Genomic DNA, 20,676 nt, shown 5'->3' on the forward strand with positions numbered 1-20,676 from the left:
CGTGAAACTATTTACTGAGTTTCACGGTATTTTGCGTTAAATTTTAATGAAAATTTTTTCTAGATTTATAAATTTTTGTAGACGGTCTTTCTTTGAACTAATTTGACGATCTCAACGATCAAGATCATTAAGATCACTGCACCAAAGATCATTCCCCATTGAGTAAGATTTAAAATTGTCACATGGAAAATATTGTTAAAACCAGGAATGAAGATCGTGCAAGCTAAGAGAATGCCAGAACCCAAGACCGCCCAATTGAAGAATTTATTTTCAAATGTTTTTGTTGTGAAGATCGAGCGGTGGATCGACTTACAGTTAAATGCATGACTCAGTTGCAACATGCCTAATGTGATGAAAGACATCGTTAAAGCATCAGCGTGGACCATCTCGGAGCTTTGGTGTATGGGGTATAAGATCGCAAGCAGGTAAACGCCTAATGTTAGAAAACTTTCCAAAATACCCTGGTAAATGATACTTGAACCAACACCATTTGATAAGAAAGTCGAACTTTGTCCCCGTGGCTTATGCTCCATCGCATCGGGTTCTCCCTCTTCCACTCCCAATGCAATGGCAGGGAAAGTGTCAGTTACTAAGTTGATCCATAGAATTTGGACTGGTAAGAAAATGTCCCAGTTGGCAAATGTCATGATCGATAGCGTCAAGACTTCCCCCAAGTTGGCCGATAGCAGGTATTGAACTGCTTTTTGAATATTGGCAAAAACTTTACGTCCTTGCTCAACTGCCGTGATGATCGTGGCGAAGTTATCATCTGCCAATACGATGTCGGCAGCTCCCTTAGAAACTTCGGTCCCAGTGATACCCATTCCAACACCGATATCTGCTGTTTTGAGAGCAGGCGCGTCATTGACGCCGTCACCTGTCATAGCAACGATTTTATCATGACTTTGCCAGGCTTTGACGATCCGGACTTTATGTTCAGGCGAAACACGGGCGTAGACGGAATATTTGTCAATATCTTGCCGTAACTGCTCATCCGAAAGTTCGTCCAATTGACTCCCTGTCACTACACCTTGACCATTACCTTTTTCAATGATCCCTAAGCGAGTTGCAATTGCCTGGGCGGTCTCTTTATGGTCACCTGTGATCATTAACGGGCGGATCCCAGCTGCTTTGGCTTCCTTGACTGCATCTTGAACTTCTGGACGCTCAGGATCGATCATTCCAGTCAGACCTACAAATATCAAATCATTTTCATAAGCTTCCGAAGTTGCTTGTTCAGCAACTTTGTTGACAGGCTTATATGCATATGCAAGTACACGTAAGGCTTGATGTGCTAAATGACTATTGGTCTCTTCGATCTTTTGGCGGTCTTGATCAGTGATATCTTTAACTTCATCGTTGATAGCAATTTTTGTTGTGCGCTTCAACAAGACATCAACAGCACCCTTGGTCAAACAAAAAACTTCATCATTTCCATTTTTCACGATCGCACTCATTAGCTTGCGGTCCGAGTCAAACGGTACGGAATCGATCCGCTCGTATTGCTGTTCAACTTCTTGTGGGTCATCTTTTTTGTCGATGAAATATTGTATCAAAGCAGTTTCTGTAGGATCACCGAGTAAACCGTCTTTAGTTTGTTGGCTGTCATTTGCTAGCAACATGATCGAGGCCATCCGAGAAGACAACGGTAAAGAATAGTCGCTAACTTTTACTAGTTTTTGATCTGTAAAGATTTGTTCGACCGTCATTTTATTTTGTGTCAAAGTCCCGGTTTTGTCGGAAGCAATGATCTCAGTAGTACCTAATGTTTCGACGGCTGGTAACTTACGGACTAGGGCGTTTTGTTTGGACATCGTCTGAGTTCCTAATGCCAAGGTGATCGTTACGATTGCCGGCAGTCCTTCTGGAATAGCTGCAACTGCTAGTGAGATCGCGGTCAGCAACATGTCAAATGGAGTCTCACGACCAGTTACAGTTCCAAAGATAAAGATAATAGCTGCAATAGCCAAGATCAAGATACTTAGGATCTTACTGAGGTTATCGATATTTTTTTGTAACGGAGTGGTTGTTTGCTGTACTCCCGAGATCATACCGGCGATCTGACCAACTTGCGTGTCCATTCCGGTCCCCGTTACAACGGCTTCAGCAGTTCCGTACGTCACGTTGGTGTTCATGAAAGCCATGTTGTCTTGATCACCGATCCCAGGCTTTTCATCTGTCAGCACATCACTATTTTTTTCTGTTGGCACTGATTCACCGGTCAAAGCGGACTCTTCGATTTTTAGATTGTGTGCTTCTAAGATCCTGGCGTCAGCAGGAACAACATCACCGGCTTCTAATAAAACAATGTCGCCAAGTGTAACATTGTTGCTTTGGATCTGTTGGATCTGACCGTCTCGGCGGACTCTGGTATAAGGTGTCGTCATTTCTTGCAACGCATCGATCGCGTTTTCTGCTTTGGATTCTTGGAAGACACCAAAAGCAGCGTTTAATACAACTACCAAGAAGATGATCAAAGCGTCAGAGGCTTCGCCGATCAGTAAAGAGATGACCGTTGCGATCAATAAGATAATGATCATCAAGTCTTTAAATTGATTGATAAATTTTTGAAGGATAGTAGTCCTTTTTTCACCAGCCAACTCATTTTTACCGTATTTTTGAAGTCTGTTTTCTGCCTGCCTTTCTGTTAAGCCATCCTGTGTTACATCAAGTTTCTTTAAAACATCTTGGGTGGGATCTTGATAGTAGTTTGCATTCAATCGCTGGACCTCCTTGTGAAATTTTGAGTGAATGTATTTAAAACGGCAAATTACCGTTCTTAAGGTTATCCTACCATATGCTTTGAATAAAAAGAAAATGATATCCTTGAAAAATGCTAAAGATTTAATTAATTTATTTTGGGGGTCAAAACGGAACAAATATAGTCAGTGATGAAGGCAAATAATCAATCACTTTAGCAAGAAAAATTAAGCTGATTGTTTGTTCGGAGCTCTCAAATAATTGAAGGATCCATAGTTAAATACCCGTTTATCATTAGGAAACAGCTCATTGGTGCATGATAATTTGACAGAAAAACTTGAAATTATTCGCAATTTTCGGTAGAATACTTCAGTGCATAGTTATCTGAAGGGAGGAACATGAAATGTCACATAATGATCATATCGGTACAGCTAACGACCGTCGTAAAGTTAACAATGTCAACGTTAAGAATCGCCGTAAACAGCATCTTGCAGTTCTTGACTTCTTGAAGAAACAAGAAGAAGCTGAAAAGGCTGCTAAATAGTTTCAGCACTGCTTGGCCTCATGCCTAGTGGAGCTGACCTTAAGTGAGATCATAGCACGGTGTTTCCGGCTCGAGCGGAATGGCCGCGTTCTTAATTAAGGAGTTAGTTTCAATTAATTGAACAAATTGATAGCTCCACATGGGCCCATTATTTGAGCACATGTGGATTTATTTTTGCTTTTAATTAATTAAGCCGGTTTGTTTTTTTGCAGTCTGCGGTCGTTTAGTGCATACTACGCTAGGTAGTGGTTGCGAATTTTTAAACAAGTTGGACCAAAAATATTTTTCCGATCAGATAATCATTTGGAAACGTTCGGTGAGCGAACTTGAATGGATAGAAAAAGCCACAGGAGATAGGAGAATTAAGTAATGAGTATTTTAGAAGTTGACCATCTATCAATGGCTTTTGCAGATAAACAGTTATATGAAGATGCATCATTTCGTTTAAATAAAGAAGATCACATGGGGATCATTGGTCAAAATGGAGCGGGCAAGTCCACATTGATCAAATTATTGACAGGAACTGAATTGCCAGACGAAGGAACTATCAAATGGCAAAATAAAGCCACAGTTGGTTATTTAGATCAGTATGTGAAAGCTGGCGCTGGTCAAACGATCGAAGAGTTTTTGCATACAGCTTTTGCTGATTTGTTTAAAATGGCGGATAGGCAGGCTGAATGTTATGCTCAATACGCACAGGACCCTAAAGACGAGTTGCTAGAAGAAGCCGGCAAGATCCAAGAAAAATTGGAAGCTGCGGATTTTTATGCTATCGATACCAAGGTCGCTCAGGTCATGACTGGCTTAGGGATCGACACGATCGGAGTAAATAAACAAGTTAGCGAGTGTTCTGGCGGCCAGCGTTCGAAGATCATTTTGGCAAAACTGTTGTTGGAAGAACCAGACGTTTTGTTGCTGGATGAGCCGACTAATTATTTGGATACAGCACATATAGAGTGGTTGACCGACTATTTGAATTCATTTGCAGGCTGCTATATGGTCATTTCCCATGATTTTGAATTTTTGGAAAAAATAACCAACTGTATCATTGATGTAGCCTTTGGGAAGATCACCAAGTATACGGGCAGTTTTCGTTCGGCTGTCAAACAAAAGGAAGTCAAAAAAGAAGTTCAGCGTAAAGCTTATGAAAAGCAGCGTCAACAGATCGAAAAAGATGAAGCCTATATTAGAAAAAATAAAGCCGGCACGCGGTCGACTATGGCTAAATCTCGGCAAAAGCGTTTGGACAAGATGGAACGGATCACCCCGCCAAGCGACAACTTGCAGGCACACTTCAACTTTCCTTACGTTAGTTTGATGTCATCGGAAGTTTTAACAGTGCAGGGTTTATCGGTCGGTTATCAGAGCCCTTTATTAGAGCCTGTCACTTTTTCTATGTCGCATGGCGAAAAAGTTGCCCTTCAAGGTTTCAATGGTGCGGGTAAGTCCACTTTGATCAAGTCTATTTTAGGTGAGATCCCAGTTTTTGCTGGTTCTGCCAAATTTGTGGATGCGGCTCAGATAGCTTATTTTGATCAGGACTTGGCGTGGGATGACCCTGATCAGTCACCGCTAAAAACGATCCAAAATGAATTTCCTAAATTAGAACCGAAAACGATCCGGCAAAGATTAGCACGAGCCGGTTTGAATGCGTCAAATGCCATGAAACCGATGAAACTGCTGAGTGGTGGGGAACAGACCAAAGTCAAGCTATGTACCTTAGAGTTGATCCCGAGTAATTTTATCATTATGGATGAACCTACTAATCATTTGGACTTGAAATGTCAAATTAAGTTAGAAATAACATAGCTGTTTATCTGTGATGTTTTCCATGAATACCTCAATTGGTGTTTTATAATTTAATGATTTTCTTGGAATATGATTACGCCGGCTACTGACTTGTTGAACTAAAGCATTTGGTAAATTGCGAAAATCCATGCTCTTGTTGAGACCATCTCGTCTAATTAGTCCATTATTATTTTCGTTTAAGCCACGCTGGTTAGGAGCCCCAACTTCGGCAAAATAAGTACTAATATCATGCTTATTTGCGATTTCTTTCCAACCAGTGAATTCTTTACCATTATCAAAAGTAATTGACTTGAAAAGGTGTTTTGGCTGTTGGGACAACCATTGATTAAGATGTTTGTTAACGCATTCAGCCGATTTTTGTTGGATGTTTAAAATGATTTCAACTTTGGAGAGACGCTCAACTAAGGTCATAACTGCACCTTGATGTGCTTTGCCTTGGACGGTGTCTGCTTCTAAATGACCAAATTCATGTTGAAAATGAGGATAATCCTGATAGCGTTGATAAATACTTCTGCCGAGTCGGCCAGCTTTACCACGCCGTTCAACGTAACCATTTGGATGCCTTTTACCTTTCATTGGCAACAATTTCACATTGAAAACACCTCTTTGAAAAAGTCGGTATAAGGTTCTCATACTACAACTGATCTGTATCTCAGCTCGACCAATAATCGTATCAGGGGTCCAACCTAATGCGAGTTTCTGCTTAATGTATTTGGTTTCATCTTCTGGTAATTCAATTGCTTTTCGACCGCAATGAGTTTTATTAACTCGATGATTTTCTTGAAATTGACTAATTGAATTACCAGCATCTAGAAACCGGTAAACACGATAAACGGTTTCGCTGGAACGTTTAAGAGCTTTAGCGGCATGATAGGCTTTAATATCTTGTTTCCAAAAATTATATATAAAGGTTAATTCACGTGTGGTAAGATGTTTATAAGTCATTTGTGGTTACCTCTCTTTTGATTAGGGATATTCAAAAGTCTACCACAAATGGCTTTTTTATTTCTAACTTAATTTTACAAACGACGGGATGACGAAACGAAGCATGCTCTACGTGACTCATTGCAGTCTTTTGAAGGTAACGTGTTGTTAGTGACGCATGAACCCGACTTCTATGAGAGTTGGATCGACAAGGTTTTTGACGTCGCTGCTGCTAGGATCCAAAAATAAAATCTGTTAGATTAAGTCAAATGTTTGCTGATAGGAGCATTTGGCTTTTTTGTATACAAAATGAAGTGATCCGGAGAAAGGTGAGCACTAGCCAGCTTTGACACTTAGTCCTATTATTCGACTTGTTGGCGAAGTTGGATAGGCGGAAACTTTTGGTTACGAAACAGGACTAAGATAAAAAATCAGCATTGGACCGGATGGAAATTAGCGAAAGCTCCCACCAGTTGCTAACAGAGCTAGGAGAGTCGACAGAGATCCTAAATGCACAGCAATAAATTCCTAATTTGCAACATGACTACCAACTATTTTGTGAGTTCGAATTACAAAATAGTTGACTAAATCGATGAATGCGCTTACGATTTTCAACGGGTGGAGCATAACCATTAATTTAATGTAACAGGGTAAACTAAATTTATCTGAGGACTGGTATTTATAATAATTAGGAGGAGAAATTTTTCATGGTGCAAATACACAATAAACATACATACCATTTAGTTTTGGCTACTTTGTCGGCAGCTGCATTTTTTGGTGGGGTTTTTTTGATGGGGAAAATCAAACCTGAGGTGCACGCAGACCCAGTACCGTCGGCTCAGATCAACGATTTGCCGATTTCTGATAAACAGTATCGAGACGCTTCTGCCAGTGAGTTGGCTCAAATGATCCGCGAGGGCAAGGTTACTAGCCAGGAGCTTGTTAAGCACGCAACGGCGCTGGTCAAAAAAGAAAATCACGATTTAAATGCGGTCATCACTTTGCGTGAGGACAAAGCACTTAAGGAAGCGGGTGCTTTGAAGGATACAGGACAGCCGTTTTACGGGGTCCCGATTTTGATCAAAGGGCTAGGCCAGGAACTTAAAGGCGAGTCCAACACAAGAGGGTTACTACCTTTAAAAGGGAGAAATGCCGCTGAAACTTCGGATTATATCAAACGCTTGCAAAAGCTTGGATTCGTGATCATTGGTCAAACTAATTACCCTGAATTGGGCCTGACAAATGTAACTAAATCTAAACTTTATGGCGACGCGCATAATCCTTGGGATCCGAAATATAACACTGGCGGTTCTTCCGGCGGTGGAGTCGCAAGCTTGGCCAAAAGTATCGTGCCATTAACAACAGGAAATGATGCTGGCGGCTCCTTGAGGATCCCTGCTTCGTGGACTGGTGTTATTGGATTGAAGCCAACTCAAGGTGTGATCGTAGGCGATGATACCGTTCCTTCAAGCGTGAATTTTGCCAATGCAAAGAATGTTGATGACCTTCAGAAATATTTTGCCGGGATGACCAATGAAGATAATAAGCAAGAATTGGTCAAAGACCCGCCAAAAGGCCTCAAGAAATATCCAATAGCGTATTCTACTAAATCGCCAGTAGGGACAAAGGTTAGCAAAGATGCAGTCAAAGCGGTCAAACGAGCAGTCAAGTTTTTACGTTCTCAAGGCTACACTGTGGTGAAGAAAAACGCGCCGGTCAATGGTAAGAAATTGATGATGACTTACTATACAGAATCAACGCCATCTGGAACGAGTGCTAATGAGTTGATCAAAGAAAAGACGGGGCAAAACATGAAGTACAAGGATGTTTCACCGATGACTTGGGCTTTGTATCAGGCTGACAAAAAACAGCCGAGATCTATGGAAAAGCAGATCGCTAAAGAAAATAAGTTGGTCGACAAACAAATGACCGCATTTCATAAGAAATACCCGCTATATCTCACGCCAACGACAGCTAAAACAGCTGCTAAAAATAGTGATCCGGCTTATCTGCCAAAATATACTAAAAAGTTGCACAATATATCTAAGCTGGGCCATAAAAAACAGATCCGTCTGATTTATGCTGCTTGGCTACACGGATTAGCGAAAACGCCTTTTACTCAGTTAGCCAATGTTTCGGGTGAACCAGCACTTAGTTTGCCAACTTATGTTTCCAAAAAGGGGTTACCTCTTGGGATCCAGCTGGAAGCAGCTAAGGGGCAGGATCAATTATTATTGCAGATCGGGCAATTGTTCCAAGAAAAAGAGCAATTACACTTTTTGGATGATCAGCAGACACAGAAATAAACCATTTAACGTTCTTCCAGGGCCTGTGGAAGAACGTTTTGTTTTAGTAAATTCAGCTTTTCTGCAATCAAACTGTGAAAAATGTAAGTCGTTGTTTCTGTTTACTAAAATAAAACCACTAAATCGGGAAATCAAATTTGGCTAGTTGTCACAAAGACAGTCAAATCATACAGGGAGCTGTAGTATAATAAAAGTAGAAATTTTGAAACAAAGGAGGATCGAAATGAAGGACGAAAATAAAATGACGCTTAAGCAGGAAAAAATATTTAACTATATCAAGAAAAACAAAAAAAGCGTTAAGGATTACAGTTTACGGCAATTGGCGGCAGAATTAAATGTTTCGCCTGCTTCTGTAGTCAGGACGATTCAGAAGATGGGGTACAAACATTATTATGAATTAGGTAATCAGCTTGAAAAGGAAATACACGATCCCATTGAGTATGATGATACGACTTTACTAGCTAAAAGTTTCTTGGAAAATTTGGATAATATTGAAATGTATGATCAAAAGATCCAAGCTTTTAAGAAATTAACTGCTTTTTCAAAGACTTTCCTTTTTTATGGAGCTGGAACTTCTAGTTACCTTGCTAGCTATGGCACCAGGCAATTTGTTAACAATGGTTTTGACGCTTTTTCAATTGATGATCCTTTTTATCCCGCTCAGTTAAATAAAAATCCAAATTCAGAAAGAACCTTTATTGTTTTGTCTGTTAGTGGTGAGACTGAACAGACTTTAGATATTACAGCTAATTTTAAAGATAAAGGTGCTAAAATAGTTAGCATTACTAATAAAAAAGAAAACTCGGTTGCTGGTATGTCGGACCTCAATTTTTCGTATGAGGTCAAGTCGCGTGTTATTGGACAAACTATTAACTTAACTAGCCAGATCCCGGTTATTTATATCTTAGAGCGACTAGCACGTGAATTAAGACCGTAACAATTATTACTAAAAAGTTCGAAAATAAAGAAAAAAGTTTAGAAGACAATGCTGATGAGCACTGCATTCTAAACTTTTTAAATTAGTTGCTAGTAAAACAATTATTGTTGTTTCTTTAATGCGGAAATTTCTTCATAAACATCAACAAAATCTTTTGCTAAATCAACAAAAGTAATTGCTGTCATTAAGTGATCTTGGGAATGAACCATTAGCAAAGTTACTTGCGTGTGCTCACCTTGAGCTTCTTTTGTCAGCATACCTGACTCGTATTATGCGCTTCAACTAAGGCTTTTTGTGCCTCGTCTAATTTAGCGTGAGCTTCATTGGGATCGCCAGATCTAGCTGCTTTAATGGCCTCGACAGCAAATGATTTTGCGTTACCTGCGTTAATGATCAAGCCCATAGTGGTTTGTAATTGTTCTTCTTCGGTTTGTGTTTCTTTTTTATCTTGTTCAGACATTATAATATAAACCTCCATCTAAAGTCATCATGTATCAAACGATCATTCACTCATTAGATCATAAGTTTGTTGGATAACTTTTTGACCATCCATCATACCGTAAGCCTGCATATCGATAACAGAAACAGGAATATTTTTATCTGCTACTTTTTTCTTGAAGTCTGCTTCCATTTAGCAAACCTGGGGGCCTAATGAAATACAATTGATGTTTTTAGAGTCTAATTGTGAATCGGCTTCAGCAGCTGGAACGGCAAAAACTTCGGCATCCTTTCCCAGACTATCTGCAGCTTGTTGCACTTTTTGTGACTAATAAACTGGTGCTCATACCTGTGGCTCAACATAACATTATTGTTTTTTCTCCATCATGCTCATATTCTTTCATCAATAATTAAGCGGCATTTTTTTCTGCCAAAACTTTTTCATGATCCATACTTCTAAAGAATACTAAGTAAATTAATCCATCCAAAACAATATTAACGATCTGCATTACTGCACCTGAAATATGTCCAGTTGCTAGGTAACCAGAAATGATCGGTGGAGTCGTCCATGGGACCATGATACCCATAGTTTTAGCGACCAACCCCCAGTTCATAGCCATATATGTTGTCAAAACATTTGTTAAAGGCGCAGCTATGAATGGGATCACCATTTTATAATTCATAACAATTGGCATCCCAAAAATAATTGGCTCATTAATGTTAAATATTGCGGGGCCGACTACTAATTTACCTAAAGTTTTGTACTCTTTACTTCTGGATGCAAATGCGATCATGAAAGCTAAACCTAGAGTAGCTCCTGACCCTCCCATATGGACAAAGTTGTCATAGAACTGCTGGGTCACAATATTAGGCAAGGCCTTGCCTGCTTGAGCTGCAGCAGCATTTTGTGCCATCGAACCTAACCAAATGGACATCATTACCCCGCTGACTGTATTCGAACCGTGGATACCAAAAAGCCATAAGACACAAATAATAAGTTCAGTTACTAGAGCTCCTGGCAAGGAATTATTCAGGTGACTCAAGGGGGTTTGCAGTACAAAATTAATGATATTAGGGATACTTTCCATTGGGGTTGCTTCAACGACCACCCGAATGACCCAAACTAGTAATAAGGATAGTGCGCCGGGGAACAAAGAAACAAATGAGTTGCTGACAGCAGGTGGTACGGTTGCCGGCATTTTGATAGTTAAATTCTTGTGTACAAGCCAAACGTAAAAGTCGGTAATAAACAATCCGACCAAAATAGCTATAAATAGACCAGAAGAATCTAATTGTTCTAATGGGACCCATAGAGCACCTGATTTGTCGGTCTTTAAAGGAATAGTTAATATAAAGGCGCCTACAGATACGATCATAGCCGAAAATGGATCAACTTTATAACTTTTGGCCAGATTATAAGCAATACCAGCAACGGCAACTAATCCCATGATATGGAAAGAAGCATTAGCCGGATATTGAATAATGGTAGCCCAGTTACTCCCAAAAGTATGTGACATAAATGTTTGATAACCTTTAATAGGGAATTGCGCAATGATCATAAAAATGGAACCGATGATGATCATTGGTACTGCGGCTGTCATTCCATCACGTAAGGCTACCAAATGTCGCGAGCTAGCCATTTTCCCAAATACCGGGATCACTTTTTCTTGTAAAAAATTACCAGGTTTGCTCAAATCAATTACCCCCTAATTTAAATCTTGACCATTGGATCCAATAACTCTTTGATACCAATAAAAAGAATCTTTTTTTGAACGAGCCAAGGTCCCATTGCCTTCATCATCTTTATCAACGTAAATAAAACCATAACGTTTGGACATTTGTCCGGTACCGGCTGAAACTAAGTCAATACATCCCCATGGAGTATAGCCCATTAAATCTACACCATCTTGAACAACTGCCTTTTTAGCCTCTTCGAGGTGAGCTCGTAAATAATCGATGCGGTAATTATCGTGAATACTGCCGTCTTTTTCTATCTTGTCAACGGCACCAAGGCCATTTTCTACGATAAATAAAGGTAAATGATAGCGATCGGTCAGTTCGTTTAAACCATATCTTAAGCCGGTCGGATCAATTGCCCAGCCCCAATCACTAACATGCAAATTTGGATTATCGACGTCTGCGTCTACCGGATCTTTGAGGCGGTCTGCGCTTACTTTTTTAGCGCTGACAGTCGTGGATTTGTAGTAGCTAAACCCGATATAATCGACTGTGCCTTCTTTTAAAACTGTCTGATCTTCAACGGTGATGTCTGGACGATAGCCATTTTGTTGAAGATATGTTTCTACTCCTTGTGGATATTCTCCCCAAGCTTGAACGTCTGAAAACCAAAAGCGACGTTGGTTGGCTTTTTGAGCTAGTAAAATATCTTCAGGATCTGAAGAAGCAGGGTAAGTAGGGGTGTAGCTGATCATTGAACCAATTTTGAAGTCTGGGTCGATCTTCTTGCCAGCTTTCACAGCTAAAGCACTAGCAACTACTTCATAATGCGCTGCTTGATACATTACAGCTTCGTTGTTTTGACTATCATGTAAGAGAACACCTGAATTAGTAGCCATTGAAAAATCATTATTGAAATCGGCCTGATTATCAATTTCATTAAAAGTCATCCAGTATTTAACAGAATCCTTGTAACGCTCAAAGCAGGTCGTTGCAAAATTAACGAAAAAATCGATAGTTTTACGACTAGCAAACCCGTTGTACTTTTTCACTAAATTCCATGGCATTTCAAAATGAGACAAAGTCACTACTGGTTCAATCCCGTATTTATGACATTCTGCAAAAACGCCATCGTAAAATTTTAGTCCTTCTTCATTTGGCTTATCTTCATCCCCGTTGGGAAAGATCCTTGTCCAAGCAATTGAAGTTCTGAAGCAATTAAACCCCATCTCAGCAAATAATTTAATGTCTTCCTTATAGTGTTCATAAAAATCTATCGCTTCATGGTTAGGATAATTTTTTTCCGGCAACACTCCATCAGTAATCTCTCGTGGAACACCGTTTGCGCCCGCAGTCATAACATCTGCGACAGAAACTCCTTTGTTGCCTTCTTTCCAACCTCCTTCAAGTTGGTGGGCAGCAACCGCTCCACCCCATAAAAAATCTTTCTTAAAGCCATCCATATGTATATTCTCCTTTCTTAGATAACGCTTACAAAGCACATTATAGCTTTTTGTTTCTAAAATTCAAGTATAAAATTAAATTTTATGAAACATGTTTCTGAATGAACTTATACTACAATGATAAAAACTAATTGAAAATGATAGGGTTGCCGAAATTCGGACCAGTTAGTGAGTTTAAAATGGCTGAATTATGAGAATTATTTGGGGAATGTAAAATTTACTTGTGTAAAATGCTAAAATAGAATGGAATACTATTTGAATAAAGGAATGATTTAAATGAACGAAAGCGCATGTACTACGATCTTAGTCGGTAAGAAAGCAAGTATCGATGGCTCAACGATGATCGCGCGTAATGATGATACATTCTTGCCGTTAACGCCACAACGCTTTGTGATGCAGCCGGCTGTTTCTGGGCGTAAGGAAACTTTGAGATCAAATATCAATGGTTTTAAGGCGCCGCTTCCAGAGTCAGGTTATAAGACAACTTTTACTCCTAACGTTGAAGTTGACAAATGGGGTGTCTTTAATGAGACTTCGATCAATGAAAAAAACGTAGCAATGTCATCGACTGAATCAGTCTACGGCAATGAACGAGCTTTAGCTTATGATCCATGGGTCGAAAAGGGCTTGGCAGAAGATTCCTTGCAAACGATGGTTGCACCATTTATTGATTCAGCTCGGGATGGTGTGCAATACTTGGGCAATTTGATCAAGGAATATGGTTCCCCCGAAGGAAATGGGGTCTTGTTTTCTGATTCAGATGAAGTTTGGTATATGGAAATCGTAACGGGTCATCACTGGGCAGCAACACGTATCCCAGACGATGCTTATGCGATCGCAGCTAACCAAGTAGCTCAAGATCATATTGATTTCGATGATCCTGAGAATTTTATGTGGTCGGATGGACTCCAAGAGTTTGTTGAAGAACATCACTTGAACCCAGCCAAAGATGGTTTTAATTTCCGCAGGATCTTCGGCACTGACAACGAAAAAGATCGCCACTACAATACTCCTCGTGTTTGGTATGGTCAACGGTGCTTTGACCCAGAGATCGAACAAGACCCGCAAAGCAGTAACTTGCCGTTTATTTGTCATGCAGATCGGTTATTGTCTGTGGAAGACTTGGAGGATGTTTTAAGTTCGCATTATAATGAAACACCATATGACCCAATGGGACACGGTTCTGAAGCAGATAAGAAGAGATTTCGGCCGATCTCATTGAATCGGACACAAAACTCACACGTTTTACAGATCAGAAATGATGTGCCGCAACAACAGGCAGCCTTAATGTGGATCTGCTTTGGAGTGCCAACATTTACGCCGTACGTTCCATTTTATAGTAATGCTAACGATACTGATCCGTCATGGAGCGAGACATCACGTGATTATAATATCAAGGACGCATATTGGATGTACCGGACATTGTCAATGTTGACGGAATCTCACTATGCGAACTTCTTGCAAGAAAATCGTGATTATTTAACAGATGCTAAGGAAGAACAACATCGTTTGGTTGCAGAAACAGACAAGAAAGCTGCTGAACTTAGTGGGCAAGAATTAGTCGATTATTTAACTACTAGAAACCACGAAATGGTTGCGGAAATGCGTGACCGGACGATGAAAGAGATCGGTAGCTTTGTCAAGCAAGGACTGCAATTGTCTAAGTTGACATTTAACATGGATGCTAATTTGTAATAATTTAAGGGCCTGCCGTAAATCAGTAGGCCTTTTTTGTGTTTTCGTTAAGAGAGAAGAGTTAATTTGAAATTAGTGATCGTCATTTCAAATAAATTGTCAAATAAGGGACGGATCTCTATCCGGTTGACCACGGTAGACCGGATAAGCGTCGGCGAAATATCTCACCAGTCCAGCAGGAAACGAGCACAACAGCCAGGGGTAAAAGCGTGTTAGAATAAACAAAGAGATATAGATATAGTGTTCAGATAAAGGATGGAGAAAATTGAATGGACAATAAAAAAGCACTCCATGAAAACTTAGAGAACTGGGATGATCGCGCGAAACTGCATGCAAATGGCGGCTATGGTGACCTAAAGGAGTTCGCAGCTGACCCACATGCGATCAGTCCTACAGTTAAACGTGACTTAGAAGTTTTACAGCCCTTTTTGCCGAATGGTTCAGTTGCAGGGCAACGTTTGCTGCACTTACAGTGTCACATTGGAAATGATACACTCAGTTGGTGGCGATTGGGAGCTAGATCCGTGTATGGACTGGATTTTTCAACCAGGTCGTTGGATCAGGCCAAAAAATTAGCAGAAAGTGCCGGTGCTGACATCACTTATGTTGAAGGTGATGCTCGTTATGCTTCAGTCGCGTTGCCTGATAAATTTGGACAGTTTGACGACATCGTTACTAGTGCGGGAACGATCACCTGGTTGCCGGATCTAAAGGATTGGGCACAGTCGATTGCTGACCTGTTAGCTCCAAATGGGATCTTTATGATCCGCGATAATCATCCATTGTTGTTTGCTTTAGATAATGAAGGTTTTGAGATCAAGGAAAACTATTTCAGCGGCACTGAGACTTTTTATGAGGACGATAGTTCATATGTAGTCAATGACAATGCAAAGACTGATGCCAAAATTAAACATACTAAAAATCATAACTGGGCTCATGATTTTCAAGAGATCGTGTCTGTCTTGCGAGCAGCAGGTTTAACGATCGAAGATTTAGGGGAGCACCGAACTACGGATTGGCAGTCTTTACCAATGCTAACTTATGACCCGAGAAATGAAGAGTGGACGATGCCAGCTGATCATCCGCAGATCCCACTGACATTCTCGCTCGTAGCTCGTAAAAATTAGCAAACTTTGCTTTTTTCAAATTTGTCAGTATAATGTTTGCTAGAAATTCTTAGAGGGTGTGGGATAAAATAATGCAGATCGCGGTTAAAGAATTTATAGAAAAGATAACTAATGAAAATTATGAGATCAAACAAGTGGAAGCTGCCAAAAGTGATTTTGCTAAAAAAGGCGAGAAACTGGTCGATCAAATGATCACAAGCTTTTTGCAGATCACTGATAGCGATAAATTAGTAGAAAGCAGGCTTTTGTTAAAGACAGAGGGAGAACCGGTCATTATCAGTTTAGAAAGCGGCGTGATCAACTTGCCGTTTGAAAATGTTGGTCAAGTCGATAATTTCTTTGATCAACCAGAAAATGAAGTGAACGTTATTGTTAATTTGATCGTTAAGGCACCATCAGTCAATGCATCTGGGTTACGTATCGATCAGGTTGGAACAGTGGATGAGTTGCAAAAACGGCCTGGGGAATTGGGTAACAAAATTTCTGATAGAATACAAGAGTTGTTGGATACTATTCAGGCAAATACAGCTAGTGAAAAATAAACTGGCTGAATTAACAGTCATCGAGGGAAAAGTACATGGAAAATATTTTGGTCGTGATCCAAAATGTCAGGGATCAAGTCAGCAAAAAAGAACGCATTTTATGTGATTATATCCTGGAAGAACCAGCTAAAGTAATGCAGTTATCTGTGCAAAGCTTGGCCAAACGTTGTCAAATCAGTGCAGCCACAGTCGTTCGCTTTTGTCGCCGTTTGGAACTTAATGGGTATGCCGACTTAAAACTCCGGTTATCTGCGGCAGTGCAAGAGGCTCAGGGAGAAGAGTATGCCGAGATCAAGCCTGGGGAAAGTGCGGCCGATATTAGTGGTAAATTGCAACTGCACTTTGAAAATGCGCTGAAGGTGACGACTAAAAAATTAGATGACCAAGTAATTGAGAGGGTCGTGACCGCGATCCATGAAGCGCATCAAGTGCAGCTTTTTGGAGTCGTGTCGTCTTCTCTTGTGGTGCAGGATATGTATCAAAAATTGAGTCGGGTCGGTGTTAGTGCCATGGTCAATAGTGACGTTCATTTGGCAGCAACGGCTTTAGCTGCCGGGAGTGATGAAGATCTGTTGATCGTCGTTTCGACTAGCGGCACGACTAAAGAAGCCGTTTCTTTGCTGCAGTTCGCTAAGGAAAAGAAGATCACTACGATTTTGATAACTGCAAATGTTGACTCTGTCGGAGCTTTGTTGGCGGACCATATACTTGAATCGCAAAACTTGGGTGAGTCAGTTATCAGACCAGGTGCTTCGACCTCTTTGGTGACAGAATTTTTTGTAGCGGATGTTTTATTATTTCGCTACGTGGCACGTTATTATGCGGAGGTCTTGGTTAAGTTAAAAGACTCGCGCAAGTTGATCGAATATTTGAATAATAACTAATTGTCGGCACCTCGGTAGGTGTCTTTTTTGCCTGAGAACTACTTTTTGATTGATATTTAAGAAATTTTATTTCATAATTGTAACAGCTAAGTTTAATACGACTGAATAATATTTGAATAATGCGTTTTCAAATGCTAAAATTTGGTTGGTTAGACATTAAAAAATGGAGAGGGGTACATAAATGCAGGTTGATCTAAGCAATTTGACGACTGAACGTCGTAATGACGCTACAATGAATTTGGATGAATTGTCTGTAGAAACGGCTGCGAAGCTGATGAATCAAGAAGATCAAAGAGTTGCTCCTAGTGTTGAGCAAGTATTACCGCAGATCTCTCAAGCAGTTGGTCAGATCATTTCGGCTTTTAACAAAGGAGGCCGCCTAATATACATGGGGGCTGGGACTAGTGGACGCCTAGGTGTGTTAGATGCCGCAGAATGTGTTCCGACCTTTGGTGTTTCTAAAGAAATGGTAGTTGGATTGATCGCAGGTGGTGCACAGGCAATGACGGTCGCAGTCGAAGGAGCAGAAGATTCCTTGACCTTGGGGCCACAAGATCTACAAGATTTGAATTTGACAGAAAATGATGCGGTCGTGGGTATCGCAGCTAGTGGTCGGACACCTTATGTGATCGGCGGCTTAAAATATGCTGCCAGTGTTGGTACTGCTACGATCTCAGTAGCATGTAATCCAGAAGCAGAGATCTCTAAGTATGCTCAAACGGCGATCGAAGTTGATTGCGGGCCAGAATTTTTGACTGGTTCAACACGTCTAAAATCAGGGACAGCTCAGAAGCTGATCTTAAACATGTTGTCGACCTTATCCATGATCGGGATCGGCAAAGTTTACAATAATTTGATGGTCGATGTGAAAGCAACGAATGAAAAACTGGTCGAACGCTCTAAGAGGATCATCATGCAGGCAACGGGTATCAACTATTCTAAGGCCGAGCATTATTTGGATGAGGCACAGTTAAATGTCAAAACGGCGATCGTGATGGCAAAAACAGGCCTGAGTAAAGTGCAGGCAGAAGAAAGATTGGCCGACGCAGGTGGTTTTGTTAAGAAAAGTATCACAGATAAATAAAAGGGGGCTGTTTTATTATGGCTGATGAATTTAATGCTAAAGAAGTCGCGGAAAAAATTTATAAGTATTCCGCGGTATAGACAATGTGGAGTCCTTTGAAAATTGTATGACTCGGATCCGGCTCGATATCTATGACCATGATAAGGTCGATGAAGCCAAACTTAAAGAGCTTCCCGGAGTGTTGGGCGTTGTCAATGATGAACAATTGCAGGTTGTTATTGGGCCCGGAAAAGTTAACAAAGTTGACGCAGCAATGGAAGCTTACTCTGGCAATAAGTCTGGCGAAAAATCTGACAGTAATCGGACTTTAGCTGCAGAACGTGCCGCAGAAGTTAAGGCTGAAACTAAAGAAAAACAAAAGAAGTCGCCATTTAAATCATTGTTGAAAGATATTGCTAATATCTTCGTTCCAATGATCCCAGCTTTTGTTGGTTCTGGTTTGATCGCCGGTATCGCAGCAATTATTTCCAACTTGATCACTTCTAAGACCTTAACAGGTGATAGTTGGAATCAAATATCTCTAGTTCTTAATATTATCAAAAATGGTATGTTTACATACTTGCCTATCTATACTGGGATCAATGCCGCTCGTGTTTGGGGAGCAACACCAACACTTGGCGGAGTTACTGGTGCGGTAGTCCTACTAACGGGTATGGATCCTAATGCACCGATCAAGAACCTTTTTAATGGCAGTGCATTAGTTGCTAACCAGGGCGGTATCATTGGCGTTATCTTGGCAGTATGGGTGCTGTCTGTTATTGAAAAAAAGATGCACCAGTGGATCCCTGATTCGATCGACATTATTATCACGCCAATGGTCAGTTTATTGCTGGTCGGTTTGGCAGAGATCTTTATTATCATGCCGTTAGCTGGTTTTGTTTCCGATGGTTTAGTTGGGGCGATCAACTGGGTGTTGAACGTTGGTGGTGCTTTCTCTGGCTTTGTGCTGGGCGCATTGTTCTTACCGATGGTAATGCTAGGCTTACACCAGATCTTAACACCTATCCATGTGCAAATGATCAGCCAGACTGGTAATACGCCCCTGTTACCTATCCTAGCTATGGCTGGCGGTGGCCAGGTCGGTGCTGCGATCGCGCTTTGGATACGTCTGCGTCATGATAGGAAGTTAGTCGACATGATCAAGGGTGCTTTACCAGTTGGTTTCTTAGGGATCGGTGAGCCGTTGATCTACGCTGTAACATTGCCATTAGGCCGGCCATTTATTACTGCATGTATCGGTGGTGGTATCGGTGGTGCTGTGATTGGTGCTATCGGCAAGATCGGCTCCATTGCCATTGGACCATCAGGTTTGCCTTTGATCCCACTGATCGACCATGGTCGTTGGTGGGGCTATGTTATTGGCTTGATCGCATCTTATCTCGGCGGTTTCATTGCCACTTACTTCTTCGGCATCCCGAAGGACAAGTTGGCAGTTGAAAAGGCTGACGCTGCTGCAGAACAAGCCGGTGCTACGGTCGAAGAAACTCAAGAGGATAATTCTACGAAAGAAGAAGTTCAACCACAAGCAGATACTGCAATTGAACAGGAAATTTTACAAGCAGCTGTTAGTGGCGACCTCGCAGATATTACGTCTTCTGTGGACGATGTATTTTCCCAGAAGACGATGGGCGATGGTTATATCGTTGAACCAACGAGTGGTGAAATTTACGCACCAATTAATGGAACGATCAGTTCAGCCTTCCCTACCAAACATGCTTTGGGGATCACTTCAGCGGGTGGTTTGGAGATCTTAGTTCACTTGGGGATCGATACTGTTGACCTCAAAGGTGCACCATTTGAGGTCAAAGTTTCTGAAGGGCAAAAAGTTGCGGCTGGTGACCTCTTAGTTAATGCTGATTGGCAAGCTGTCACAGATGCTGGCAAATCCTCCGAAACGATCATTGCCATTACTAATATGGATCAAGTCGCTGATTTTGACTTAACTAAGACAGGACAGGTCTCTGCCAAAGATGAAGTCGGCGAGATCAAATTGAAATAAAATAGTTTGATGAAATTGGGTCGCCACGCATGTTTTGGGCGGCCCTTTTTTTATTAATTAAGCAGTTTGCCATCAATACCTAATGTAAGTATAAAAAAATAGTTGACAAACCTTATTTTAACGCTTAATATCAAAGACATTAAGAATATATAAAACGTTGAAGAGAAGAGTAGTTTTCCTTAGTACATTTTAAGAGACCTTCGGTGGCTGCAAAGAAGGATGGAAAGAGAAGATGAAGATGAGCTCTGAAGTTGACTGTTAGTGCAAGCTGATAGTCCGCTGATCGCGATACCATCACAGTCTTGTTAGAGACTAAGCGGCTATAACTGTAAAGTAATGGCAATCAAGGTGGTACCACGGGGTCCTCGTCCTTTTTATATAAAGGAAGAGGGCTTTTTTTATACACAGGAGTGGAGTAATAAGTTGTTAGCGTAGTTTAACGAGGTCTTTTGTTCGGCAGCTTCGGTTAAAAAAGAATGGAGTTTTAAAAAAGGTTAACGAAATATATTCGCAGAAAACAGCTAGAGTTCAGATGAAAATACCATGA

General features: G+C 40.8%; 13 protein-coding genes, 3 pseudogenes and 1 other annotated feature. Of the genes and pseudogenes, 10 read left to right on the plus strand and 6 right to left on the minus strand.

Annotated elements, in window-relative coordinates:
• Positions 1-65: 65 nt before the first annotated feature.
• Entirely contained in the window at positions 66-2,720 is a 2,655-nt protein-coding gene (locus AC3XNE_RS06590) for a cation-translocating P-type ATPase (RefSeq protein WP_489831315.1), read from the minus strand.
• A gap of 383 nt (positions 2,721-3,103) precedes the next feature.
• Here AC3XNE_RS06590 and AC3XNE_RS06595 point away from each other — a divergent pair, with 383 nt between their 5' ends.
• Positions 3,104-3,244 (plus strand): hypothetical protein, encoded by a 141-nt coding sequence (locus AC3XNE_RS06595; RefSeq protein WP_010497167.1) that lies wholly within the window; start codon positions 3,104-3,106, stop codon positions 3,242-3,244.
• 369 nt (positions 3,245-3,613) lie between these two features.
• Complete coding sequence (locus AC3XNE_RS06600; protein WP_489831316.1) at positions 3,614-5,053, plus strand: ABC-F family ATP-binding cassette domain-containing protein; 1,440 nt, start codon at positions 3,614-3,616, stop codon at positions 5,051-5,053.
• Here the strand turns inward: AC3XNE_RS06600 and AC3XNE_RS06605 are convergent.
• Positions 5,039-5,998 carry an IS30 family transposase gene (locus AC3XNE_RS06605; RefSeq protein ID WP_010500073.1) on the minus strand — a complete coding sequence of 320 codons (960 nt, stop codon included), beginning with the start codon at positions 5,996-5,998 and terminating at the stop codon, positions 5,039-5,041. The genes AC3XNE_RS06600 and AC3XNE_RS06605 overlap by 15 nt on opposite strands.
• Positions 5,999-6,684: 686 nt before the next feature.
• On the opposite strand from AC3XNE_RS06605, the gene AC3XNE_RS06610 reads away from it, so the two are divergent.
• Positions 6,685-8,283: an amidase family protein gene (locus tag AC3XNE_RS06610; RefSeq protein WP_489831317.1), complete on the plus strand. Its 1,599-nt coding sequence runs from the start codon at positions 6,685-6,687 to the stop codon at positions 8,281-8,283.
• Positions 8,284-8,506: 223 nt separating this feature from the next.
• A complete protein-coding gene (locus AC3XNE_RS06615; protein WP_489831318.1) occupies positions 8,507-9,220 on the plus strand; it encodes a MurR/RpiR family transcriptional regulator in 714 nt (237 codons plus the stop codon).
• A gap of 101 nt (positions 9,221-9,321) precedes the next feature.
• On the opposite strand, the pseudogene AC3XNE_RS06620 reads toward AC3XNE_RS06615, so the two are convergent.
• The 4 genes and pseudogenes from AC3XNE_RS06620 to AC3XNE_RS06635 all read right to left on the minus strand — a co-directional run bounded on the left by AC3XNE_RS06620 (position 9,322) and on the right by AC3XNE_RS06635 (position 12,798).
• Positions 9,322-9,680 (minus strand): annotated as a pseudogene (locus AC3XNE_RS06620) (PTS sugar transporter subunit IIA).
• Between the two features lie 42 nt (positions 9,681-9,722).
• Positions 9,723-10,005 (minus strand): annotated as a pseudogene (locus tag AC3XNE_RS06625) (PTS sugar transporter subunit IIB).
• Between the two features lie 63 nt (positions 10,006-10,068).
• On the minus strand, positions 10,069-11,358 hold the full coding sequence (gene celB / locus AC3XNE_RS06630; protein ID WP_489833383.1) for a PTS cellobiose transporter subunit IIC: 1,290 nt from the start codon (positions 11,356-11,358) through the stop codon (positions 10,069-10,071).
• A 6-nt stretch (positions 11,359-11,364) separates the two neighbouring features.
• Positions 11,365-12,798, minus strand: coding sequence for a 6-phospho-beta-glucosidase (locus tag AC3XNE_RS06635; RefSeq protein ID WP_489831319.1), 1,434 nt, complete (start codon positions 12,796-12,798; stop codon positions 11,365-11,367).
• A gap of 276 nt (positions 12,799-13,074) precedes the next feature.
• On the opposite strand from AC3XNE_RS06635, the gene AC3XNE_RS06640 reads away from it, so the two are divergent.
• From AC3XNE_RS06640 to AC3XNE_RS06665, 6 genes and pseudogenes are all read left to right on the plus strand, one after another.
• Entirely contained in the window at positions 13,075-14,493 is a 1,419-nt protein-coding gene (locus tag AC3XNE_RS06640) for a C69 family dipeptidase (protein WP_489831320.1), read from the plus strand.
• A gap of 269 nt (positions 14,494-14,762) precedes the next feature.
• Entirely contained in the window at positions 14,763-15,620 is an 858-nt protein-coding gene (locus AC3XNE_RS06645) for a class I SAM-dependent methyltransferase (RefSeq protein ID WP_489831321.1), read from the plus strand.
• Positions 15,621-15,691: 71 nt separating this feature from the next.
• Positions 15,692-16,162 (plus strand): hypothetical protein, encoded by a 471-nt coding sequence (locus AC3XNE_RS06650; protein WP_489831322.1) that lies wholly within the window; start codon positions 15,692-15,694, stop codon positions 16,160-16,162.
• Between the two features lie 35 nt (positions 16,163-16,197).
• On the plus strand, positions 16,198-17,046 hold the full coding sequence (locus tag AC3XNE_RS06655; RefSeq protein WP_489831323.1) for a MurR/RpiR family transcriptional regulator: 849 nt from the start codon (positions 16,198-16,200) through the stop codon (positions 17,044-17,046).
• Positions 17,047-17,227: 181 nt separating this feature from the next.
• Positions 17,228-18,130, plus strand: coding sequence for an N-acetylmuramic acid 6-phosphate etherase (murQ, locus tag AC3XNE_RS06660; protein WP_489831324.1), 903 nt, complete (start codon positions 17,228-17,230; stop codon positions 18,128-18,130).
• Positions 18,131-18,144: 14 nt separating this feature from the next.
• A pseudogene (locus AC3XNE_RS06665) lies at positions 18,145-20,129 on the plus strand (glucose PTS transporter subunit IIA).
• Between the two features lie 148 nt (positions 20,130-20,277).
• Positions 20,278-20,505, plus strand: a binding site (T-box leader).
• Positions 20,506-20,676: the final 171 nt, after the last annotated feature.

The sequence above is a fragment of the Ligilactobacillus sp. JN-6 (Y).1 genome (assembly GCF_058111525.1).